Below are 16,040 nucleotides of genomic sequence, written 5' to 3'. Positions count from 1 at the left end.
CAGGGAGCATCGGTATGTCCTGTTTCACGGACCCGCGTGCAACGTTTCGCGGAGGTGAACTGTCGACCTGGACGTGTTACGTCCGCGTTTCACGCCGTTCACGGCCTCGATTCGGGCACCTCACGGCACCGGAGCGGTGACGAGGAGTAGCCCGCGGTCTCACCCTTCCGGGTCATCCGCGGCGGACACCGTCGAGACTGGACGCGCTCGTGAGGACGACCAGTGGTGTCGCGGCCAGCAGCAGCGCGACGGCCAGACCGTACGAGACGACCACTCCGAAGCCGAGCGTCGGCAACGGCCCGTTCGTCGCGAACGACGTCACCAGGCCCAGCACCACCCCGAGCACGGTCATCGCCACCAGCGGCACCCCGGTCTCCAGCAGCACGACCCGCCTCAACTGACCGGTCGTCGTCCCGGACGCCCGCAGCAGCGCGAACGAACGCCGCCGCTCGAGCACGCCGCCCACCGCGCCCGCCGCGAGGCCGCACCCGGCGACCACCACGACGACGGCGACGGAGAAGTGCACGGCGGTCTCGACGTCGTCCCACAGCCGCCGCTCCCGCAGCACGAACTCGCGGCGGGTGTTGATGATGGCGTTCGGCGCGGCGATGGCCTCACGCGTTCGGATGCGTTCCTCGTCCTCGACCGTGCCGTCGCTGACGATCTGGCGGTCGCGGCCGTCGAACACGGTCACCACGCCCGGCGGGGTGGCGGTGCCGGGCTGGTCGCCGTACGCGCTGACCAGGCCGCTCAGGTAGGTGGCCGCGAAGGCCGCGAACACCAGCGCGCCCGCCGCGCGGAACGACGCCTTCGGGTCGTGCTCGATCCTGCGCGCCGCCAGCGCGGTCGTGGTGTTCGAGGCACGGGCGAGCAGCCGTCCGACCTGGAGGCAGACCCACGGGCCGACGACGGCGACACCGATCAGCGTCGCGAGCGCGAAGACCGCGGCCAGTTCGTCGAACAGCGCCGTGTACGTCACCAGGAACAGCCCGCCGATCCCGATCACCAGCGGCACCACGCGGTGCGCGGTCGGCGGTGTCGACGCCATGCGCCGGACGACTCCGAGCGGGCCGACGTCGACGCGGCGCAGCGACACCACGGAGACGACCACGGCGAGCAGCGGCACCAACGCCAGCACGGCCAACGGCGCGCGCACGTCCGCGGCGTGGAACGGGAACCCCTCGTACGTCACCGAAGAGGCGAGCACGCGACGCAGGACTTCATAGGCGCCCCATCCCGCGAACGTCCCCGCCGCGGCCGCCAGTGCGGTCTCGGCCGCCGCGATCAACGCCGTCTGCAACCGGGTCGCGCCGACCAGGCGCAACGCGGCGAGGCGCCGTTCCCGTCGGGCCGCGGCGATCCTGGTGGCTATCGCCACGAACACGACGACCGGCACCAGCAGCACCAGGGCCGCGATCCCGAGGACGATCCGGGCGAACGCGAAGAACGCGTGGTCGGGCGAGGTGGCGATGCCGGCCGCGGTGAACATCCCGGGCACCTCTCCGCCCACGACGGCGACGAGCTGCGCGGTGCGGGGCAGCGGGAAGCCGGGCGTGGGCGAGTCGGGGCCGGCGACGACGTGGATGCGCAGCATCTCCTCGCCGCGGAAGTAGTCGGAGACGGCGAGCCACCGCACGGAGCCGGTGCCGGGCGTGTCCGCGCGGGTGTACTGCCACGCCGAGCGGTCAGAACGGCCCTGCAGCGCGCTTTGGGCGGAGAGGCAGAGCATCAACACCGCGACACCTACGGCCACACCGGCGGCCGTGAACGCGAACCGCGCCCACGCACCCTTTCCGCGAGGCCACCACAGGCCGGCCATGACAGCACCACACCCCCGGCGTATACACCGGGGGTATAGCTGCTGACCTGCGTCAGGCGACCGAGAACGGGCCCGCCGGGACGCGCGGCTTCACGGACATGACCGACGTCTCGGCCGGCTCGACAGCGGCACACGACGTGCCGTTGCGCGGCAGCTTCAGCGACACGAGGTACTCGTTGTTGATCTTCAAGGTGCACTCGCTGCGGTCGTAAACGCCGTGGCCCCAGCCTTCGTAGGTCACGAAGACGGTGGTGTCACGGGTCTGACGGTGCGCGTTGACCGCCCACTCGTACGCCGTCGCCGGGTCATGCTTGGCGTTGGTGAGCAGGATCTTCGGCGAGTTCTTGATCTTCAGCGTGCGCTGCGGGTTCGTGGCCTTCGGGAACCCGACGCAGCCCATCATCGCGCCGTGGCCGAGCGAGGAGCCGCGGGTGTTCGGCGCGATCCGGTACTCCGACTTCGTCAGCGCCTGGTACTCGCCCCACGAGCTCACGCGCAGGTTGTAGTCGTTGCAGAAGATGCCCGGGAACGGGTTCGGGAACGTCTCCTCGGCCGCGAAGGCCGAGAACGCCGCCTTCGGCGCCTGCGTGCCGTCGATGATCTGCTTGATCTGGTCGGCGAAGCCCTTCCAGTTGGGGCCGTACGCCATGCTGACCACACCGCCGCCGAGGTCCTCCGGCGTCAGCTTGGCGGCCGGGTCCCACGGGGCCGGCACCTCACCGCGCTCGGCCTTCGCCAGCAGGTCCTTCCAGATCTTGCGGAGGTCCTGGCCGTGGAACGGCGACGACGCGGTGCGGTCGTTCCACTTGATCCACTCGTTGAACGAGTCCTCGGCGGTGCGCGCCTCGGAGTCGAGGAACGCCTTCGTGCCGAGGCTGTGGTCCATGTTGGAGTCGATGATCATGGCGCGGATGTTCTTGCCGAACTTCTCCGCGTAGTGCTGGCCCATGATCGTGCCGTACGAGATGCCGTAGTAGTTGATCTTCTTCTCGCCCAGGGCGCGGCGGATGGAGTCGATGTCCTGCGCCACCTCCGCGGTCGAGGCGTGGTTGAAGATCGCGCCGGTCTGCTTCTCGCAGTCCGCGCGCAGCTCCTTGTTGAACACGACCAGCGCGTCGAACTCGGCCTTGGTCTTCGGGTAGCTCGACGGCGTCTTCTGCAGCAGCTCCGCCGAGCACTTGATCGGCGCGCTGCGGGCGACACCGCGCGGGTCGAACCCGATGATGTCGAACCTGTCGACGATCTCCTTGCTGAAGTAGCGGTCGGCGCCGAAGGAGAAGTCGACGCCCGACCCGCCCGGTCCACCGGGGTTGATCACCATCGCGCCGATGCGCTGCGCCGGGTCGTTCGCCTTGCGGCGCGACACGGCCAGCTGGAACTTCTCGCCTCTCGGCTCGGCGTAGTCGACGGGCAGCTCGAGGAAGCCGCACTCGACCGCCGGCACCTCTTCACACGGCTTCCAGTCGACCGCGCCGACGTTGAACTCCGGCTGCCCTTCCGGAGCCGCGATCGCCACCTGACTCGCACCTAGAACCAATGCGGAACTCGCGATCGCGGCGCCGAAGACGCGCACCATCGGTTGCATGGAATTCCTCCCTAGATCCCCGAACTTGCGGGAGGAACGCTTCCACCGATCGTGTGACGCGGACAACCGTCCTAGGTAGGGATGCGAATCAGACCGTGGTCGGACAACCACGGCCTGTTAGTCGTTTTGGCCGACACGATTGGCTCCACCGCGGCGCAGCGGGTTCCGTCGCGTGGCAGCTTCAGCGACAGCAGGTAGTCGTCGTTGATCTTCCTGGTGCACTCGCTGCGTTCGTAGACGACGTGGCCCCAGCCCTCATAGGTCACGAAGACCGTGGTGTCACGGGTCTGCCGGTGGGCGTTGACCGCCCACTCGTAGACCGTGGCCGGGTCGTACCTCGAGTTGGTCATGAGGATCTTCGGCGCGTTCTTGATGTGGAGCGGCCGCTGCGGGTTCGAGGCTTTCGGGAGTCCGGCGCACGCCACGAGGAAGGTGTGGCCGAGCGCGTTGCCGCGGGTGTCGGGCGAGAGGCGGACGTCCATGGCGTGGACGGCCTGGTACTCGCCCCACGAGCGAACGCGCAGGTTCCAGTCGTCGCAGAAGACGGCGACAGCGGGGAACTCGACCAACTCGGTCTTGGCGAACGCGCCCACCGGGTTGCCCTGCTCCAGCGACGCGGTGTACTCGGCGAGCCACTGCCACTCCGGCAGGTAGCCCGTGCCCTGCACGAACGCGCCGAGCGCCTCGGCCGTGACCACGTCGCCCTGCGCGTCCTTCAGCTCACCGCGGTCGGCCTTCGCGAGCAGACCACGCCAGACGGCCCGCAGGTCCCTGCCGTGGAACGGCGACGACGGAGTGCGATCGCTCCACTTCACCCACTCGTCGAAGACACCGGCCACCCCGCGCGAGAGGGTCTCGATGAACCTCCAGGTGCCGAGGCTGTGGTCCACGGTCGAGTCCTGCACCATCGCGCGGATGTTGCGGCCGTACAGCTCCGCGTACTGCTGGCCCATGAACGTGCCGTACGAGACACCGAAGTAGTTGATCTTCTTCTCGCCCAGCGCGCGCCGGACGGCGTCGATGTCGTGCGCGACGTCCGTCGTCGAGACGTGGTCGAAGAGCGCGCCGGTGTTCTTGCGGCAGTCCGCTCGCAACTCCCTGTTGTACGCGACCACCGCGTCGAACTCGGCCCTGCTCCTCGGGTAGAGCGACGGCTGCCGCGCCAGCACGTCCGCCGAGCACCTGATCGGCGCGGACCGGGCGACACCGCGCGGGTCGAAGCCGATGACGTCGAACCGGTCGGTGATCTCCTTGCTGAAGATGCCCTCGGCGGCGAAGGAGAACTCGACGCCCGACCCGCCGGGACCGCCGGGGTTGATGATCATCGCCCCGATGCGTCTCGACGGGTCGCTCGCCTTGCGCCGGGACACCGCGAGCGGGAACTTCTCGCCCTTCGGTCTCGCGTGGTCGACCGGTAACTCCAGGAAGCCGCACTCGATCGCCGGAGCCTCGGCACAGGGCTGCCAGGCGATCGAGCCGGCTCCCCGTTCCGGAGCCGCGACGGCTTGTCCTGTTCCCACCAGCAACGCCGAACTCACCAGCACGGCGCCAAAAACGCGTAGCCGCATGGATTTCCTCCCTGTACAACGGATCTTGAGGGAGGAAACGCTGCCATCAGCTGGTCGTGGTGGTCCAGACCTTCTCAAGCCGTGACACGCCGTCGTTCGTGAGCGTGCCGATGACCCGCAACCGGGCCATGCCACCGTCCGGGTAGATGTCGAGTCGGACGGCCGTCGCCTCCGTCTCGGGCACGAGGAACCGGTGCCGCGTGTCGGGCTGCAGCCGGGTGCGCGGGAGCAGGTCGAACCACGTGTCCGGATCCGCGCGCTCGTCACAGCCGCGCACCGACGCCCAGCCCGGCGCGTTGCCCTTGAAGTGGCTGGTGTCGAGCTCGACCAGCCGCACGACCCCAGGGGCGGCGAGCCGGAGCGACACCCAGTCGTTGCCGTCGTCACGGCGGCGCGCGGTCTCCCAGCCCTCGCCCATGACGGTGGCTTGACCAGGCGCGATGAGGTTGTTGGGCGAGCTGTAGAACATGTTGCTGCACCCGGTGACGACGGCGCCGTTCTCCAGCGCGGCGAGGTCGATGCCGGCCACGAGCAGACGCGGGTCCGCGAGCGGTTCGCCGTGCACGCGCAGACGTGCCACACCGCCGTCCGGGTCGATGGTCAGCCGTACGTGCGTGACGCGACGGCCTTCCTTCACGTCGAAGAAGTGCTTCTCGTCGCCCTTCAACGCCGTGCGTTCGACCAGCGGGAACCAGTCGGTGATCTCGTCGGCGGACGGGTAGCCGTCGGCGTGCGCGCCCTCGACCCAGCAGAACGGCGGGTAGTTGCCCTTGAAGAACGCCGTGTCGACGACGACCCCGCGCACGACGCCGGGCATGCCGAGCCTGACCACGGCCTGGTCGACGCCCGGTGCACGGCGGCGGCGGGTCTCCCAGCCGTCGTAGACCTGGCCTTTGTGGCCGAAGGTGTAGGTCTGGTAGACCGGCTCGGCGGGTTTGATCAGGTTCTCCCGCTCGGCGAACAGTTCGTCGTTCGCCCAGACCACACCTCCACCTGCCGCGCGCGAGGCGAGGTCCGGCAGCCGAGTCCACTCCGTCATGCTTCTCCTCTTCTGAGCAGCTTGCCTTGGGTCGTGCTGATTTCCTTACCCCGCAACCACGTCTGCCGCACGACGCCGTGCAGCGGGCGACCGTGGTACGGCGTGACGGGGTTGCGGTGGTGCAGCGCGTTCTTGTCCACCACGAAGGTCTGCTCCGGCGCGAACACCACGAGGTCCGCGTCCTTGCCCACCTCGATGGCGCCCTTGGTCTCCAGCCCGACCTGGCGCGCCGGGTGCGTCGCCATCCAGCGGACGACGTCGGTGAGCTGGAAGCCGCGTTCCCGCGCGCCCGTCCACACCGCGGGCAGACCGAGCTGCAGCGACGCGATGCCGCCCCACGCCGTGGCGAAGTCGCCCGCCTTCAACTCGACCGTGCTCGGCGAGTGGTCGCTGACGACGAGGTCGATCACGCCGTCGCGCAGGCCCTGCCACAGCGCCTCGCGGTTCTCCTGCTCGCGGATCGGCGGGCAGCACTTGAACTCCGTCTGCCCGTCGTGGATCTCCTCCGCCGTGAAGGTCAGGTAGTGCGGGCAGGTCTCGGCGGTGATCGGCAGGCTCTCCCGCTTGGCGGCGCTCAGGATCGAGAGCGCGTCCGACGACGACAGGTGCAGGACGTGCGTCCGCGCGCCGGTCCTGCGGGTCAGCTCCACGACGTCGCTGATCGCCTTGTTCTCGGCCTCGCGCGGCCGGGACGCCAGGAAGCCCGCGTAGTCCGGTTCGGAGTCACGAACCGTGTGCGCGTCCTCGGCGTGCACGATCGTCAACGCGTCGAGCGTCGCCAACTCCCGCAGCGCGGCTTCCAGTTCCGAGGTCGTCACGGCCGGGAACTCGTCCACGCCCGAGTGCAGCAGGAAGCACTTGAACCCGAAGACGCCGGCCTCGTGCAACGGCTTCAGGTCCGCGAGGTTGCCGGGGATGATGCCGCCCCAGAACCCGACGTCCACCGACACCCTCGCCGCGGCCTTGCGCTTGATCTCCAGCGCGGCGACCTCGACCGTCGGCGGGATGCTGTTGAGCGGCATGTCGATGATCGTCGTGACGCCACCGGCGGCCGCGGCGCGGGTCGCCGTCGCGAAGCCCTCCCACTCGCTGCGGCCGGGGTCGTTGACGTGCACGTGCGTGTCGACCAGGCCGGGCAGCAACACCTCGTCGTCCGCGAGGTGCACGACGTTCGGCGAGTCGATGTGCGGTTCGACGGCGACGATCCTGCCGTCGACGACACCGACGTCGCACGCGATCTCGCCCTGCGGGGTCACGACCCTGCGGGCGCGGAAGACCAGGTCCATGTCCCTCACTGTGACACCCAGTCGCGGGCGATGCGACCGCCTAGAACGGTGAGAAGCGAATCGGCCTGGACCATGCACCGCGTGACGTCCGGTTCGACGTCCAGCAACGCGTAGGCGGCCTTCAGCCCCAGGTCACCGGGCTCGACCGAGCACCGGCCCGCCACCGCGACCACCGGCACGTCACCCGAGGCCCTGACCACGCCGTACGGGGCCTTGCCGTGGCGGGTCTGCGCGTCCAGCGACCCCTCACCGGTGATGACCAGCGACGCGTCCCGAACGGCCTCGGCGAACCCGGCGAGCTCCAGCACGACCTCGATGCCCGGCCGGAACCGCGCGCCGAGCACCGCCAGTGCGGCGAACCCGATCCCGCCGGCCGCACCGGCACCACGTCGTGACGCGTGCTCCGGCCCGATCCGCGAAGCGAAGTCCGCGAGCCGCGCCTCCAGGACCTCCACCTGTTCGGGCGAGGCGCCCTTCTGCGGCCCGTAGACCGCCGCGGCACCGAACGGCCCGAGCAGCGGGTTGTCCACGTCCGAGGCGAGCACCAGGTCGACGCCGTCGAACGACGCCTTGCCGAGCGCCTCCAGCATGCCCGCGCCGCCGTCGGTGCACGCGCTGCCGCCCAGCCCGAGCACGATCGTGGTGCAGCCGACGTCCAGGGCGGCTTTGAGCAGCTCACCGACGCCGTGACTGGTGGCGTCCAGCGGGGCGGGCCGCTCCAGCAACGTCAGCCCGGCGGCCGAGGCCACCTCGACCACGGCGGTCGTGCCGCGGACGGCGAACGACGCGGGCACCGGCTTGCCGACCGGCCCGGCGACCCAGCGCCCCACCTTCAGGAACCCGGCGGCGACGGCGGCGTCGACGGTGCCGTCACCGCCGTCGGCCACCGGGAGCAGGCGCACGTCCACGTCCGGGACCGCCTCCCGCAGGCCGCGCGCGACGGCGGCGGCGACCTGCGGGGCGGTGAGCGATCCCTTGAACTTGTCCGGCGCGATGACCACCTTGGGGACCACGTGACTCACGGCAGCGGCTCGAATTCCCTCATCGCGGCGATCGACGTGCCGTTCGCGGTGTTGCCCTCGCGTTCGATCATGATCTCCACGAGCACGGGCCGCCGCGTGCGGTCGGCCTCCTTGCGGGCCCACTCCAGGGAGGTGCGGATCTCGCCCGGATCGGCGACTTGGACGCCGGAGCACCCGTAGGCCTCCATGATCTTCACGTTGTCCGAGCCCGTGGTGTCGTAGTGGATGTCGACCTCGTACTTCATGTCGTAGCCACCGTGGTCCTCGGCCATCCGGATCAGGCCGAGGTACTCGTTGTTCAGCATGATCAGCACGAACGGCACGTCGTACTGGGCGCCGACCGCGAGTTCCTCCACGAGGAACTGGAACGAGTAGTCGCCGACGACACCGACGACCTCCGCGTCCGGACGCGCCTTCTTCACGCCGATCGCCGCCGGGATCTCCCAGCCGAGCGGTCCGGCCTGGCCGCAGACCTGGTAGTGCCGCGGCTTGTGCGCTTTCTGGTGCTGGCCGGACCAGATCTGGTAGAGCCCGATGGCCGTGACGAAGTAGGTGTCCGGGCCGTAGAACTCGTTGATCTCCTTGAACACTCGCGGGGCCTTGACCGGGACGGTGTCGAAGTCCTCGCGGCGCAACAGCGTCCGCTTGAGCTCCTGGCACCGCTCGACCCACGCGCCCTTGTCCCGAGGTCCGTGCTGCTTCGCCTTGTCCAGCAGGGCCTTCAGGAAGAGCTTGGTGTCCGCGACGATCCCGAGGTCGGGCCCGAAGACCTTGCCGATCTGCGTCGGCTCGATGTCGACGTGGATGAACTTGCGATCGCCGCGGTAGGTGGCGAGGTCACCGGTGTGCCGGTCGCCGAACCGCGCGCCCAGCGCCAGCACCAGGTCCGACTCGAGGAACGACGCGTTGCCGTAGCGCTGCGAGGTCTGGATGCCGGTCATGCCCGCGTAGAGCGGGTGATCTTCGTCGATCGCGCCCTTGCCCATCAGCGTGGCCTGGACGGGGATCTGCAGGAGCTCGGCCAGGTCCAGCAGTTCGGCGGACGCCTCGCCGAGGATGACACCGCCACCGGCGAGCAGCAGGGGGCGTTCGGCGGCCAGCAGCATCTCCAGCGCGCGCTCGACCCGTGCATCACTCGGAACGCTTTTCTGCACCGGCAACGGCTCGTCGATCGTGGAGTCCCACTCGATCTCCTGCTTCTGCACGTCGATCGGCAGGTCGATCAGGACCGGGCCGGGACGGCCGGAGCGGGCGATCCGGAACGCCTCGCGGAAGATCCACGGCATCTGCGCGGCTTCCTTGACCTGCACCGCCCACTTCGTGACGGGCGCGGCGATCGAGACGATGTCGACGGCCTGGAACGCCTCCTGGTGCAGCTTGGAGACCGCGGCCTGGCCGGTGATGCAGAGGATCGGCACGGAGTCGGCCTGCGCGGTGTAGAGACCGGTGATCATGTTCGTGCCGGCCGGGCCGGACGTGCCGATCGCGACACCGACGTTGCCGGTCGTGCGCGACCAGCCGTCCGCCATGTGCGTGGCACCTTCCTCGTGCCGCACGATGAGGTGCTCGATGCCGCCGTCGGACTCCATCGCCTTGTACAGCGGGAGGATCGCGGCGCCGGGGCAGCCGAACACGACGTCGATGCCCTCGGACTTGAGGACCTCGACGACCGCCTGCATGACTGGGATCTTCGGCATCTGTCAGGCCCTTCCCGCGAAGTTCTCGATGACCTTGAGCAGCGCGGAGTGGTCGAGGGACCCGTACCCCTGCGCGCGTGCCGCCGCGACCAGCGCGGCGATCTGGTTGGTGACCGGCAGCGCGACGTCGGCGGCCCGTGCCGCGTCCAGTGCGATGCCCATGTCCTTGTGGTGCAGGTCGATCCGGAAGCCCGGCTGGAACTCGCGCGCGATCATGGACTCGCGCTTGAGGTCGAGGATCCGGTTCGCCGCGAGACCGCCCGCGAGCACGTCGAGGCCCGCCTTCGGGTCGACGCCGCTCGCTTCCAGCAGCACGATCGACTCGGCCACGAGGGCGTAGATGCCGCCGACCATCAGCTGGTTCGCGGCCTTCACGACCTGGCCGGCGCCGTGCGGCCCGACGTGGACGATCGTCTTGCCGACGACCTCCAGGAACGGCCGGGCAGCGGCGAAGTCGGCCTCGTCGCCGCCGACCATGATGCTGAGCGACGCCTGGACCGCGCCGGTCTGGCCGCCGCTCACCGGTGCGTCGAGCACGCGGACGTTCGTCAGCTTCTTCGCGATGTCGATCGAGGTGGACGGCCGGATCGTGCTCATGTCGACCAGCAGCGTGCCGTCGTCGAAGGTGACCTCGTCGATCACGGCCTCGACCTGCGGGTGGTTCGGCAGCATCGTGATGACGACCTCGGCGCCGCTCACGGCCTCTTGTGCTGACGACGCGGCCTTGCCGCCGTCGGCGACGAGCTTCTCCAGTGACGCGGAGCTGAGGTCGAACCCCGTCACGTCGTGCCCGGCGGCCACGAGGTGGGCCGCCATCGGGCTGCCCATGATGCCGAGCCCGATGAAACCGATCCTGGTCATGCGTTGTCCCTCCAAGCGAAGGAGTGGGTGACGGGCTTGTACTCGGCGCCGACGAAACCGCTGTAGCCGTTCGCGCGGAGCTTCGCGAGGTGCCCGAAGAGGTCGAGCTCGCCGGTGCCGGGCTCACCACGTCCGGGAGCGTCGGCGATCTGCACGTGACCGATGCGGTCGACGTGGTCGGCGAGGAGGTCGAGGTCGTCGCCGTTCGTGGCGAGGTGGTAGAGGTCCGCGAGCAGCTTCACGTTGCCGCGGTCGATCTCGTCGATCAGCGCGAACGCCTGGTGGGCGGTCTTGATCGGGTACTGCGGCGCGCCGCTCAGCGGTTCGACGACGACCTGCGCGCCGATCTCGGCCGCCACGTCGGCGGCGAAGCGGTAGTTGGCGACGGTCTGCGCGGTGGTCTCGAAGTTGCCGTGCAGCGCGTTGAGCGTGCGGCAGCCGAGCCGGCCCGCGATGGCCGCGGTGACCTCGACGTTCGCGCGGAACTCCGTCTCCCGGCCGGGCCAGCTCGCGACGCCCCTGTCCCCCGCGGGCATGTCGCCCGCGTAGAAGTTCAGGCCGACCAGGCGCACCTGCGCGTCGACGATCGCGTTCTCGAACGCCTCGACCTCGCGCGTCTCGGGTACGGCGTCCGCGAACGGCCACCAGATCTCGACCGCGTCGAACCCGGCGGCCCGCGCGGCGGCCGGGCGCTCCAGCAACGGCAGTTCCGTGAAGAGCATGGACAGGTTTGCGTCGAACATCTCTGGACCCGTTCCTTCCACATTGCGGAAGTAAAATTTCGTACTACGGAGACACTAGACATCCCGCGCAGCCCGGGTCAAGAATGTGGAAGTTCAATTCCGCGATGTAGAAACTTGGAGAACCGTGGACAGCTTCAACAGCGCCCCCGAGGCCGAACTCCGTCCACTGCTCACCGAGTGCCTCGCGGTACCCCGCTGGATCGACGCCGTGGCGGCAGGCAGGCCCTACGCGTCGGTGGATGCTCTCCTCGCGGCTTCTTCGGTTGCCGCACAAGGACTTTCCGACGAGGAGGTGCTCGGCGCGATCGCCGGGCACCCGCGCATCGGCGAACGACAGAAGACAGGTGGGGTGTCGGCGAGGTGGTCGCGGTCCGAACAGTCCGGTGTGGACGCTTCCCAGGCTGATCGCCTGGCGGCCGCCAACGCCGCGTACGAGGATCGGTTCGGGCACATCTACCTGGTGTGCGCGACCGGCCTGAGCGGTGCGGAGATGCTCGACGACCTGTCCAGGCGCATGGACAACCCGCCGGACGTCGAGCTCCGCGTCGTCAACGACGAACTCGCGAAGATCGCCGCCTTGCGGCTGCAGAAGCTGATCGGGAGCTGATTTCATGGCCATCGTCCTGGGCCCCAACCAGTACGGTAAGGCGGAGAACCGCCTCGTCACGGTGTCGCGCAACGGTTCCGTGCACACGATCAAAGACCTGACCGTCAGCACCTCGCTGCGCGGGGACCTGGCGGACACGCACCTCACCGGCGACAACGCCAAGGTGCTCGCGACCGACACGCAGAAGAACACCGTCTACGCCTTCGCCAAGCAGGCGCCGGTCGGGGAGATCGAGGAGTTCGCGCTGCGCCTGGGCCGCCACTTCGTCGGCTCGCAGGAGCCGATCACGGGCGCGCGCATCCTGATCGACGAGCACGCGTGGGACCGCATCGACGGCCACGACCACGCGTTCGCGCAGGGGTCGAACGAGAAGCGCACCACCGCCGTGACGATCGAAGGGTCGCAGGCGTGGGTCGTGTCGGGCGTGCGGGACCTCGTGGTGCTGAAGTCGACCGGATCGGAGTTCCACGGCTACCCGAAGGACCCGTACACGACGTTGAAGGAGACGAACGACCGCATCCTGGCGACGTCGGTGACGGCCCGCTGGCGGTACGCGGGCACGGACGTCGACTGGGCGAAGTCGTTCACCGAGATCCGCTCGATCATGCTGAAGACGTTCGCGGACAAGCACTCCCTGTCGTTGCAGCAGACGCTGTACGCGATGGGCGAGGCCGTGCTGAACGCGCGCTCCGAGGTCGCCGAGGTACGTCTCTCCATGCCGAACAAGCACCACTTCCTGGTGGACCTGAGCGCGTTCGGCCTGGAGAACGACAACGAGGTCTTCTACGCCGCGGACCGCCCGTACGGGCTCATCGAGGGCTCGATCCTGCGGGACGACGCCCCGGACGCGGGGCTTGCCTGGAGTACTTTGCCAGCCTTCTGAACACGACCGGGTTGAACAGGCTCGCCGGCGAGGCGACCATGTGCACGACCCGGACGAAGCGCCGGAACAGGTCGGGGTCGTGCACGATCCCGGCCTGCCACTTCTTCATGTACCAGCCGAGCACACCGCGGGGCCTGTCCTCGACCCAACCGCGGTCGGCGTTGCTGGACAGGGCCCACGAGCCGTTCGCGGTTCTTGCGACCTTGTGCTGGAACGCCCGGCACCCCTTGGCGCTGAAGTCGTCGTGCCGGCGGAACAACAGCGCCTCCATCGCCGCGACGGTGATGCCCTGCCCGTACACGGGGTTGAAGGCGCACACCGCGTCCCCGACCGCCACCAGCCCGCCCGGCCAGTTCCCGATCGCCTCGAAGGCGTTGCGGCGACTGGCGGTGCGGGCGAACAGGTAGACGGGCGTGAGCGGTTCGGCGTCCCGCAGCATCTCCGAGATCGGCACCCGCAACGAGTCGAGGAACTCCTGGTACCCGTCGAGATCGCGCGGCGGGTGGTCCCCGGCGGCGCCCTGCGCGGTGACCATCAGCCGGTCGCCCTCCACGCGCATCGCGGCGACGCCCCGCGGCAGGTTCGGCGCGGACAGGCTTTCCGCGTACACCACGGGGAAGTCCTCCGGCGCGGTGTAGATCCGCGTCGCGTACCCGGTGCGCGAGTCGACGACCTCGGGCTCCGGCACGGTGATCCCCGCGTCCGCGAGCCAGGCGGGCAGCTTCGACGACCTGCCGGACGCGTCCACCACGAGGTCGGCGTCGATCTTGCCGTGGTCACGCGTGAGCACGCCGTCGACCCGCCCGTCGCGGAAGGACAGCCCGGTGACGTGCACGCCCTGCCTGATCTCGGCCGTCACCCGCCGCCGGATGCGGGTCTCCAGCAGCGGGCGGCTGAGCGACAGCAGCGGCAACCCGATGGGCGTGCGGGCGAGCCAGCCCTGCGGGTTGAGGATCCGCATGTCGCCCGCGTCGGCGAGCGCCGCGCCTGCCTCGACGAGCTCCTCACGGAGACCGGGGAAGAGTTCCTCCAGCAGCTCACCGCCGCGCACCAGCAGCCCGTGCACGTGCCTGCCCTGCGGCACACCCGCGCGCGGTTCGGCCTCGTCGGTGAGCTCGTCCCGTTCCAGCACAACGACTTCGTGCGACTCGCCCAGCACGCGCGCCGCCAGCAAGCCGGCGATTCCCCCGCCCATCACCACGGCCCTCATGAGGCCATTCAACCAGGACGGTCAGTGGTTTTCCCTCGTGCGCAACGACATCTGCTGGTCGCGCCACGAGTGGAACAGGTCGGCCTCGCTGTACCAGCCGACGCCCGTCGGCCGTTCGCCGGTGACCATGAACTCGATCAGCAGCTGCCGGTACAGGTCGAGCGGAACACCGACACCGGGCGGGAAGTCCGTGTACTTCTCGTTGACGTACGGCGCTTCCGGCGACCCCTTGGGCCAGCCCATGAAGGCGTTGTCGACGAAGTACATGTAGCCCCACGCGCCGCGCACGGCGAGAACGACGTTGTGGTCCGGTTCGCCCTCGGAGGTGAGGTCGCGGCCGAAGTGGTCGAGCGACCCGTCGTTGCACTCGGGCCTGCCGAGCAGCCGGATCACCGTGTCGACGTCCGCCTCGCACGCCACGACCTGGTACTTGTGCTCCGCGGAGTCGAGGTCGGGTAGGCCGGTCCAGAGGCCGGCTCGCATGCTCATGCGAGCACCCTGCACCCATCGCCGGGAACATTCGACAACCATGGACAGAACCACACGAACGGATGACGCCCCGATCAGCTCGATCGGGTTACAAGCCCCCGCAGTGCTGACTCGTCCAGACCCGTCGCGGCCTGCACCTCCACCGGATCGAGCGCACCGCAGTCCACCGCACGGAGAAAGAACGCGGAGAGTGCTTGAGCTGTCGCCGGTTCGTCCAGCACCCCGCCGGAGATGTGCTGCACGTACGACCTGAGCCGCGCGGCGTCGGCCTCCAGGCCCTCGCGGTAGAAGGCGTAGACGGCGGCGTAGCGCGTCACCAGCTGTGCCGGGTGGAGGTCCCAGCCCTGGTAGAAGCCGTGGTCCAGCGAACGCCGGGTGAGCCGGTAGTGCGTGTCCCAGCCGAGCTGCTTCTGGTCGCCGACGGGCAGGACGTTGGTCGAGCCGTCGGACAGCCGCACGCCCGTGCCCGCCGCGGACACCTGCATCACGTGCCGTGCGAAGTCGCACGCGCCGTGGGCGAGGTGCTGCTGCGCGGCGGACAGCCCGCAGTCCGCCGTGTAGTCGTAGGTGCCGAAGTGCAGCCCGGTGACGCGGCCGCGGCCCGCCTCGATGAACCGCGGGATCGCGAGCCGGCCCTGCGAGTCCACGACGGACCGGGTCGTCTCGACCTGGATCTCGAACCGCAGGTCCCCGCCGAAGAGGTCGAGCACCTCGCCGAAGACCTCGACCTGCTCGACCGACGTCACCTTGGGGAACGTGATCACGAAGCCCGGCGGCACCTCGCCCAGCGCCGTCAGGAAGATGTCCAACGTCCGCAGGCCGCGCTCGCGCAGTTCGGCGTTGTCGAACGACTTGATCCGCAGCCCGAACGACGGCGGCGCCGTGCCGTCGGCGATCCACCGGGACAACAGGATCGCCGTGGACTCGGCGTCCATGTCCTCGACGTCGTCCTCGGGCGCGCCGTAGCCGTCCTCGAAGTCGATCCGCAGGTCCTCGACCGGCTCCCGGCGGAGCTTCGCCTCGACCCGTTCCAGCACACCGTCCGGCAGCGGCGGGAGCAGGTCCGGCTCGATCGACTCCAGGGCCTCGCGCCCCCAGTCGCCGATCGTGGACCCGATGATGCGCCCGGCGGGCACGTAGCACGTGTGCACGGGCTGACGGCCCACCGGGAAGCTGCGTTCCACATCGGACAGACGCGCGGTCACGCGCGCGACGTCCTCAGGGGACAGCG

14 protein-coding genes are annotated in these 16,040 nt (G+C 69.5%); 2 read left to right on the top strand and 12 right to left on the bottom strand.

Features of this window, described 5'->3' with window-relative positions; translation table 11 throughout:
* Nucleotides 1-172 precede the first annotated feature (172 nt).
* The 9 genes from ND450_RS40110 to ND450_RS40070 form a co-directional block, all read right to left on the bottom strand.
* Nucleotides 173-1,819 (bottom strand): FtsX-like permease family protein, encoded by a 1,647-nt coding sequence (locus ND450_RS40110; protein ID WP_253323277.1) that lies wholly within the window; start codon nucleotides 1,817-1,819, stop codon nucleotides 173-175.
* Nucleotides 1,820-1,871: 52 nt separating this feature from the next.
* Nucleotides 1,872-3,404: an alpha/beta fold hydrolase gene (locus ND450_RS40105; protein ID WP_253323276.1), complete on the bottom strand. Its 1,533-nt coding sequence runs from the start codon at nucleotides 3,402-3,404 to the stop codon at nucleotides 1,872-1,874.
* Nucleotides 3,405-3,475: 71 nt separating this feature from the next.
* The gene (locus ND450_RS40100; protein WP_253323275.1) at nucleotides 3,476-4,972 is read right to left on the bottom strand and encodes an alpha/beta hydrolase; all 1,497 of its coding nucleotides are present in this window, start codon (nucleotides 4,970-4,972) and stop codon (nucleotides 3,476-3,478) included.
* A 46-nt stretch (nucleotides 4,973-5,018) separates the two neighbouring features.
* Nucleotides 5,019-6,011 (bottom strand): allantoicase, encoded by a 993-nt coding sequence (gene alc, locus ND450_RS40095; protein WP_253323274.1) that lies wholly within the window; start codon nucleotides 6,009-6,011, stop codon nucleotides 5,019-5,021.
* Nucleotides 6,008-7,297, bottom strand: a complete 1,290-nt coding sequence (gene allB / locus ND450_RS40090) for an allantoinase AllB (protein WP_253323273.1) — start codon at nucleotides 7,295-7,297, stop codon at nucleotides 6,008-6,010. The genes alc and allB overlap by 4 nt, the downstream gene beginning before the upstream one ends.
* 5 nt (nucleotides 7,298-7,302) lie before the next feature.
* A complete protein-coding gene (locus tag ND450_RS40085; protein WP_253323272.1) occupies nucleotides 7,303-8,310 on the bottom strand; it encodes a glycerate kinase in 1,008 nt (335 codons plus the stop codon).
* A gap of 5 nt (nucleotides 8,311-8,315) precedes the next feature.
* On the bottom strand, nucleotides 8,316-10,016 hold the full coding sequence (gene gcl / locus ND450_RS40080) for a glyoxylate carboligase (RefSeq protein ID WP_253323271.1): 1,701 nt from the start codon (nucleotides 10,014-10,016) through the stop codon (nucleotides 8,316-8,318).
* A gap of 3 nt (nucleotides 10,017-10,019) precedes the next feature.
* A complete protein-coding gene (locus ND450_RS40075; RefSeq protein ID WP_253323270.1) occupies nucleotides 10,020-10,877 on the bottom strand; it encodes an NAD(P)-dependent oxidoreductase in 858 nt (285 codons plus the stop codon).
* On the bottom strand, nucleotides 10,874-11,620 hold the full coding sequence (locus ND450_RS40070) for a hydroxypyruvate isomerase family protein (protein ID WP_253323269.1): 747 nt from the start codon (nucleotides 11,618-11,620) through the stop codon (nucleotides 10,874-10,876). Before ND450_RS40070 ends, ND450_RS40075 begins: the two co-directional genes overlap by 4 nt.
* 124 nt (nucleotides 11,621-11,744) lie before the next feature.
* On the opposite strand from ND450_RS40070, the gene uraD reads away from it, so the two are divergent.
* Nucleotides 11,745-12,227 carry a 2-oxo-4-hydroxy-4-carboxy-5-ureidoimidazoline decarboxylase gene (gene uraD / locus ND450_RS40065; RefSeq protein ID WP_253323268.1) on the top strand — a complete coding sequence of 161 codons (483 nt, stop codon included), beginning with the start codon at nucleotides 11,745-11,747 and terminating at the stop codon, nucleotides 12,225-12,227.
* Between the two features lie 4 nt (nucleotides 12,228-12,231).
* Nucleotides 12,232-13,110, top strand: a complete 879-nt coding sequence (gene pucL, locus ND450_RS40060; RefSeq protein WP_253323267.1) for a factor-independent urate hydroxylase — start codon at nucleotides 12,232-12,234, stop codon at nucleotides 13,108-13,110.
* On the opposite strand, the gene ND450_RS40055 is transcribed toward pucL, so the two are convergent.
* The 3 genes from ND450_RS40055 to ND450_RS40045 all read right to left on the bottom strand — a co-directional run bounded on the left by ND450_RS40055 (nucleotide 13,037) and on the right by ND450_RS40045 (nucleotide 16,014).
* On the bottom strand, nucleotides 13,037-14,320 hold the full coding sequence (locus tag ND450_RS40055; RefSeq protein ID WP_253323266.1) for an NAD(P)/FAD-dependent oxidoreductase: 1,284 nt from the start codon (nucleotides 14,318-14,320) through the stop codon (nucleotides 13,037-13,039). The two genes, pucL and ND450_RS40055, sit on opposite strands and share 74 nt — an antisense overlap.
* A 21-nt stretch (nucleotides 14,321-14,341) precedes the next feature.
* On the bottom strand, nucleotides 14,342-14,809 hold the full coding sequence (locus tag ND450_RS40050) for an Imm1 family immunity protein (RefSeq protein ID WP_253323265.1): 468 nt from the start codon (nucleotides 14,807-14,809) through the stop codon (nucleotides 14,342-14,344).
* Nucleotides 14,810-14,883: 74 nt separating this feature from the next.
* Nucleotides 14,884-16,014, bottom strand: coding sequence for an aldolase (locus ND450_RS40045; RefSeq protein WP_371927545.1), 1,131 nt, complete (start codon nucleotides 16,012-16,014; stop codon nucleotides 14,884-14,886).
* Between the last annotated feature and the right edge of the window lie 26 nt (nucleotides 16,015-16,040).

Origin of the sequence: Lentzea sp. HUAS12 (assembly GCF_024125735.1) — a bacterium.
GTDB lineage: Bacteria > Actinomycetota > Actinomycetes > Mycobacteriales > Pseudonocardiaceae > Lentzea > Lentzea albida.
The sequence above is the reverse complement of the archived record's forward strand: the minus strand, read 5'-3'. Positions and strand labels throughout refer to the sequence as shown.

Bases quoted from the DNA above. Each gene is read 5' to 3' on its own strand.
- ND450_RS40110 (WP_253323277.1), bottom strand. From the start codon at position 1,819: ATGGCCGGCCTGTGGTGGCCTCGCGGAAAGGGTGCGTGGGCGCGGTTC.
- ND450_RS40105 (WP_253323276.1), bottom strand. From the start codon at position 3,404: ATGCAACCGATGGTGCGCGTCTTCGGCGCCGCGATCGCGAGTTCCGCA.
- ND450_RS40100 (WP_253323275.1), bottom strand. From the start codon at position 4,972: ATGCGGCTACGCGTTTTTGGCGCCGTGCTGGTGAGTTCGGCGTTGCTG.
- alc (WP_253323274.1), bottom strand. From the start codon at position 6,011: ATGACGGAGTGGACTCGGCTGCCGGACCTCGCCTCGCGCGCGGCAGGT.
- allB (WP_253323273.1), bottom strand. From the start codon at position 7,297: ATGGACCTGGTCTTCCGCGCCCGCAGGGTCGTGACCCCGCAGGGCGAG.
- gcl (WP_253323271.1), bottom strand. From the start codon at position 10,016: ATGCCGAAGATCCCAGTCATGCAGGCGGTCGTCGAGGTCCTCAAGTCC.
- ND450_RS40075 (WP_253323270.1), bottom strand. From the start codon at position 10,877: ATGACCAGGATCGGTTTCATCGGGCTCGGCATCATGGGCAGCCCGATG.
- ND450_RS40070 (WP_253323269.1), bottom strand. From the start codon at position 11,620: ATGTTCGACGCAAACCTGTCCATGCTCTTCACGGAACTGCCGTTGCTG.
- pucL (WP_253323267.1), top strand. From the start codon at position 12,232: ATGGCCATCGTCCTGGGCCCCAACCAGTACGGTAAGGCGGAGAACCGC.
- ND450_RS40055 (WP_253323266.1), bottom strand. From the start codon at position 14,320: ATGAGGGCCGTGGTGATGGGCGGGGGAATCGCCGGCTTGCTGGCGGCG.
- ND450_RS40050 (WP_253323265.1), bottom strand. From the start codon at position 14,809: ATGAGCATGCGAGCCGGCCTCTGGACCGGCCTACCCGACCTCGACTCC.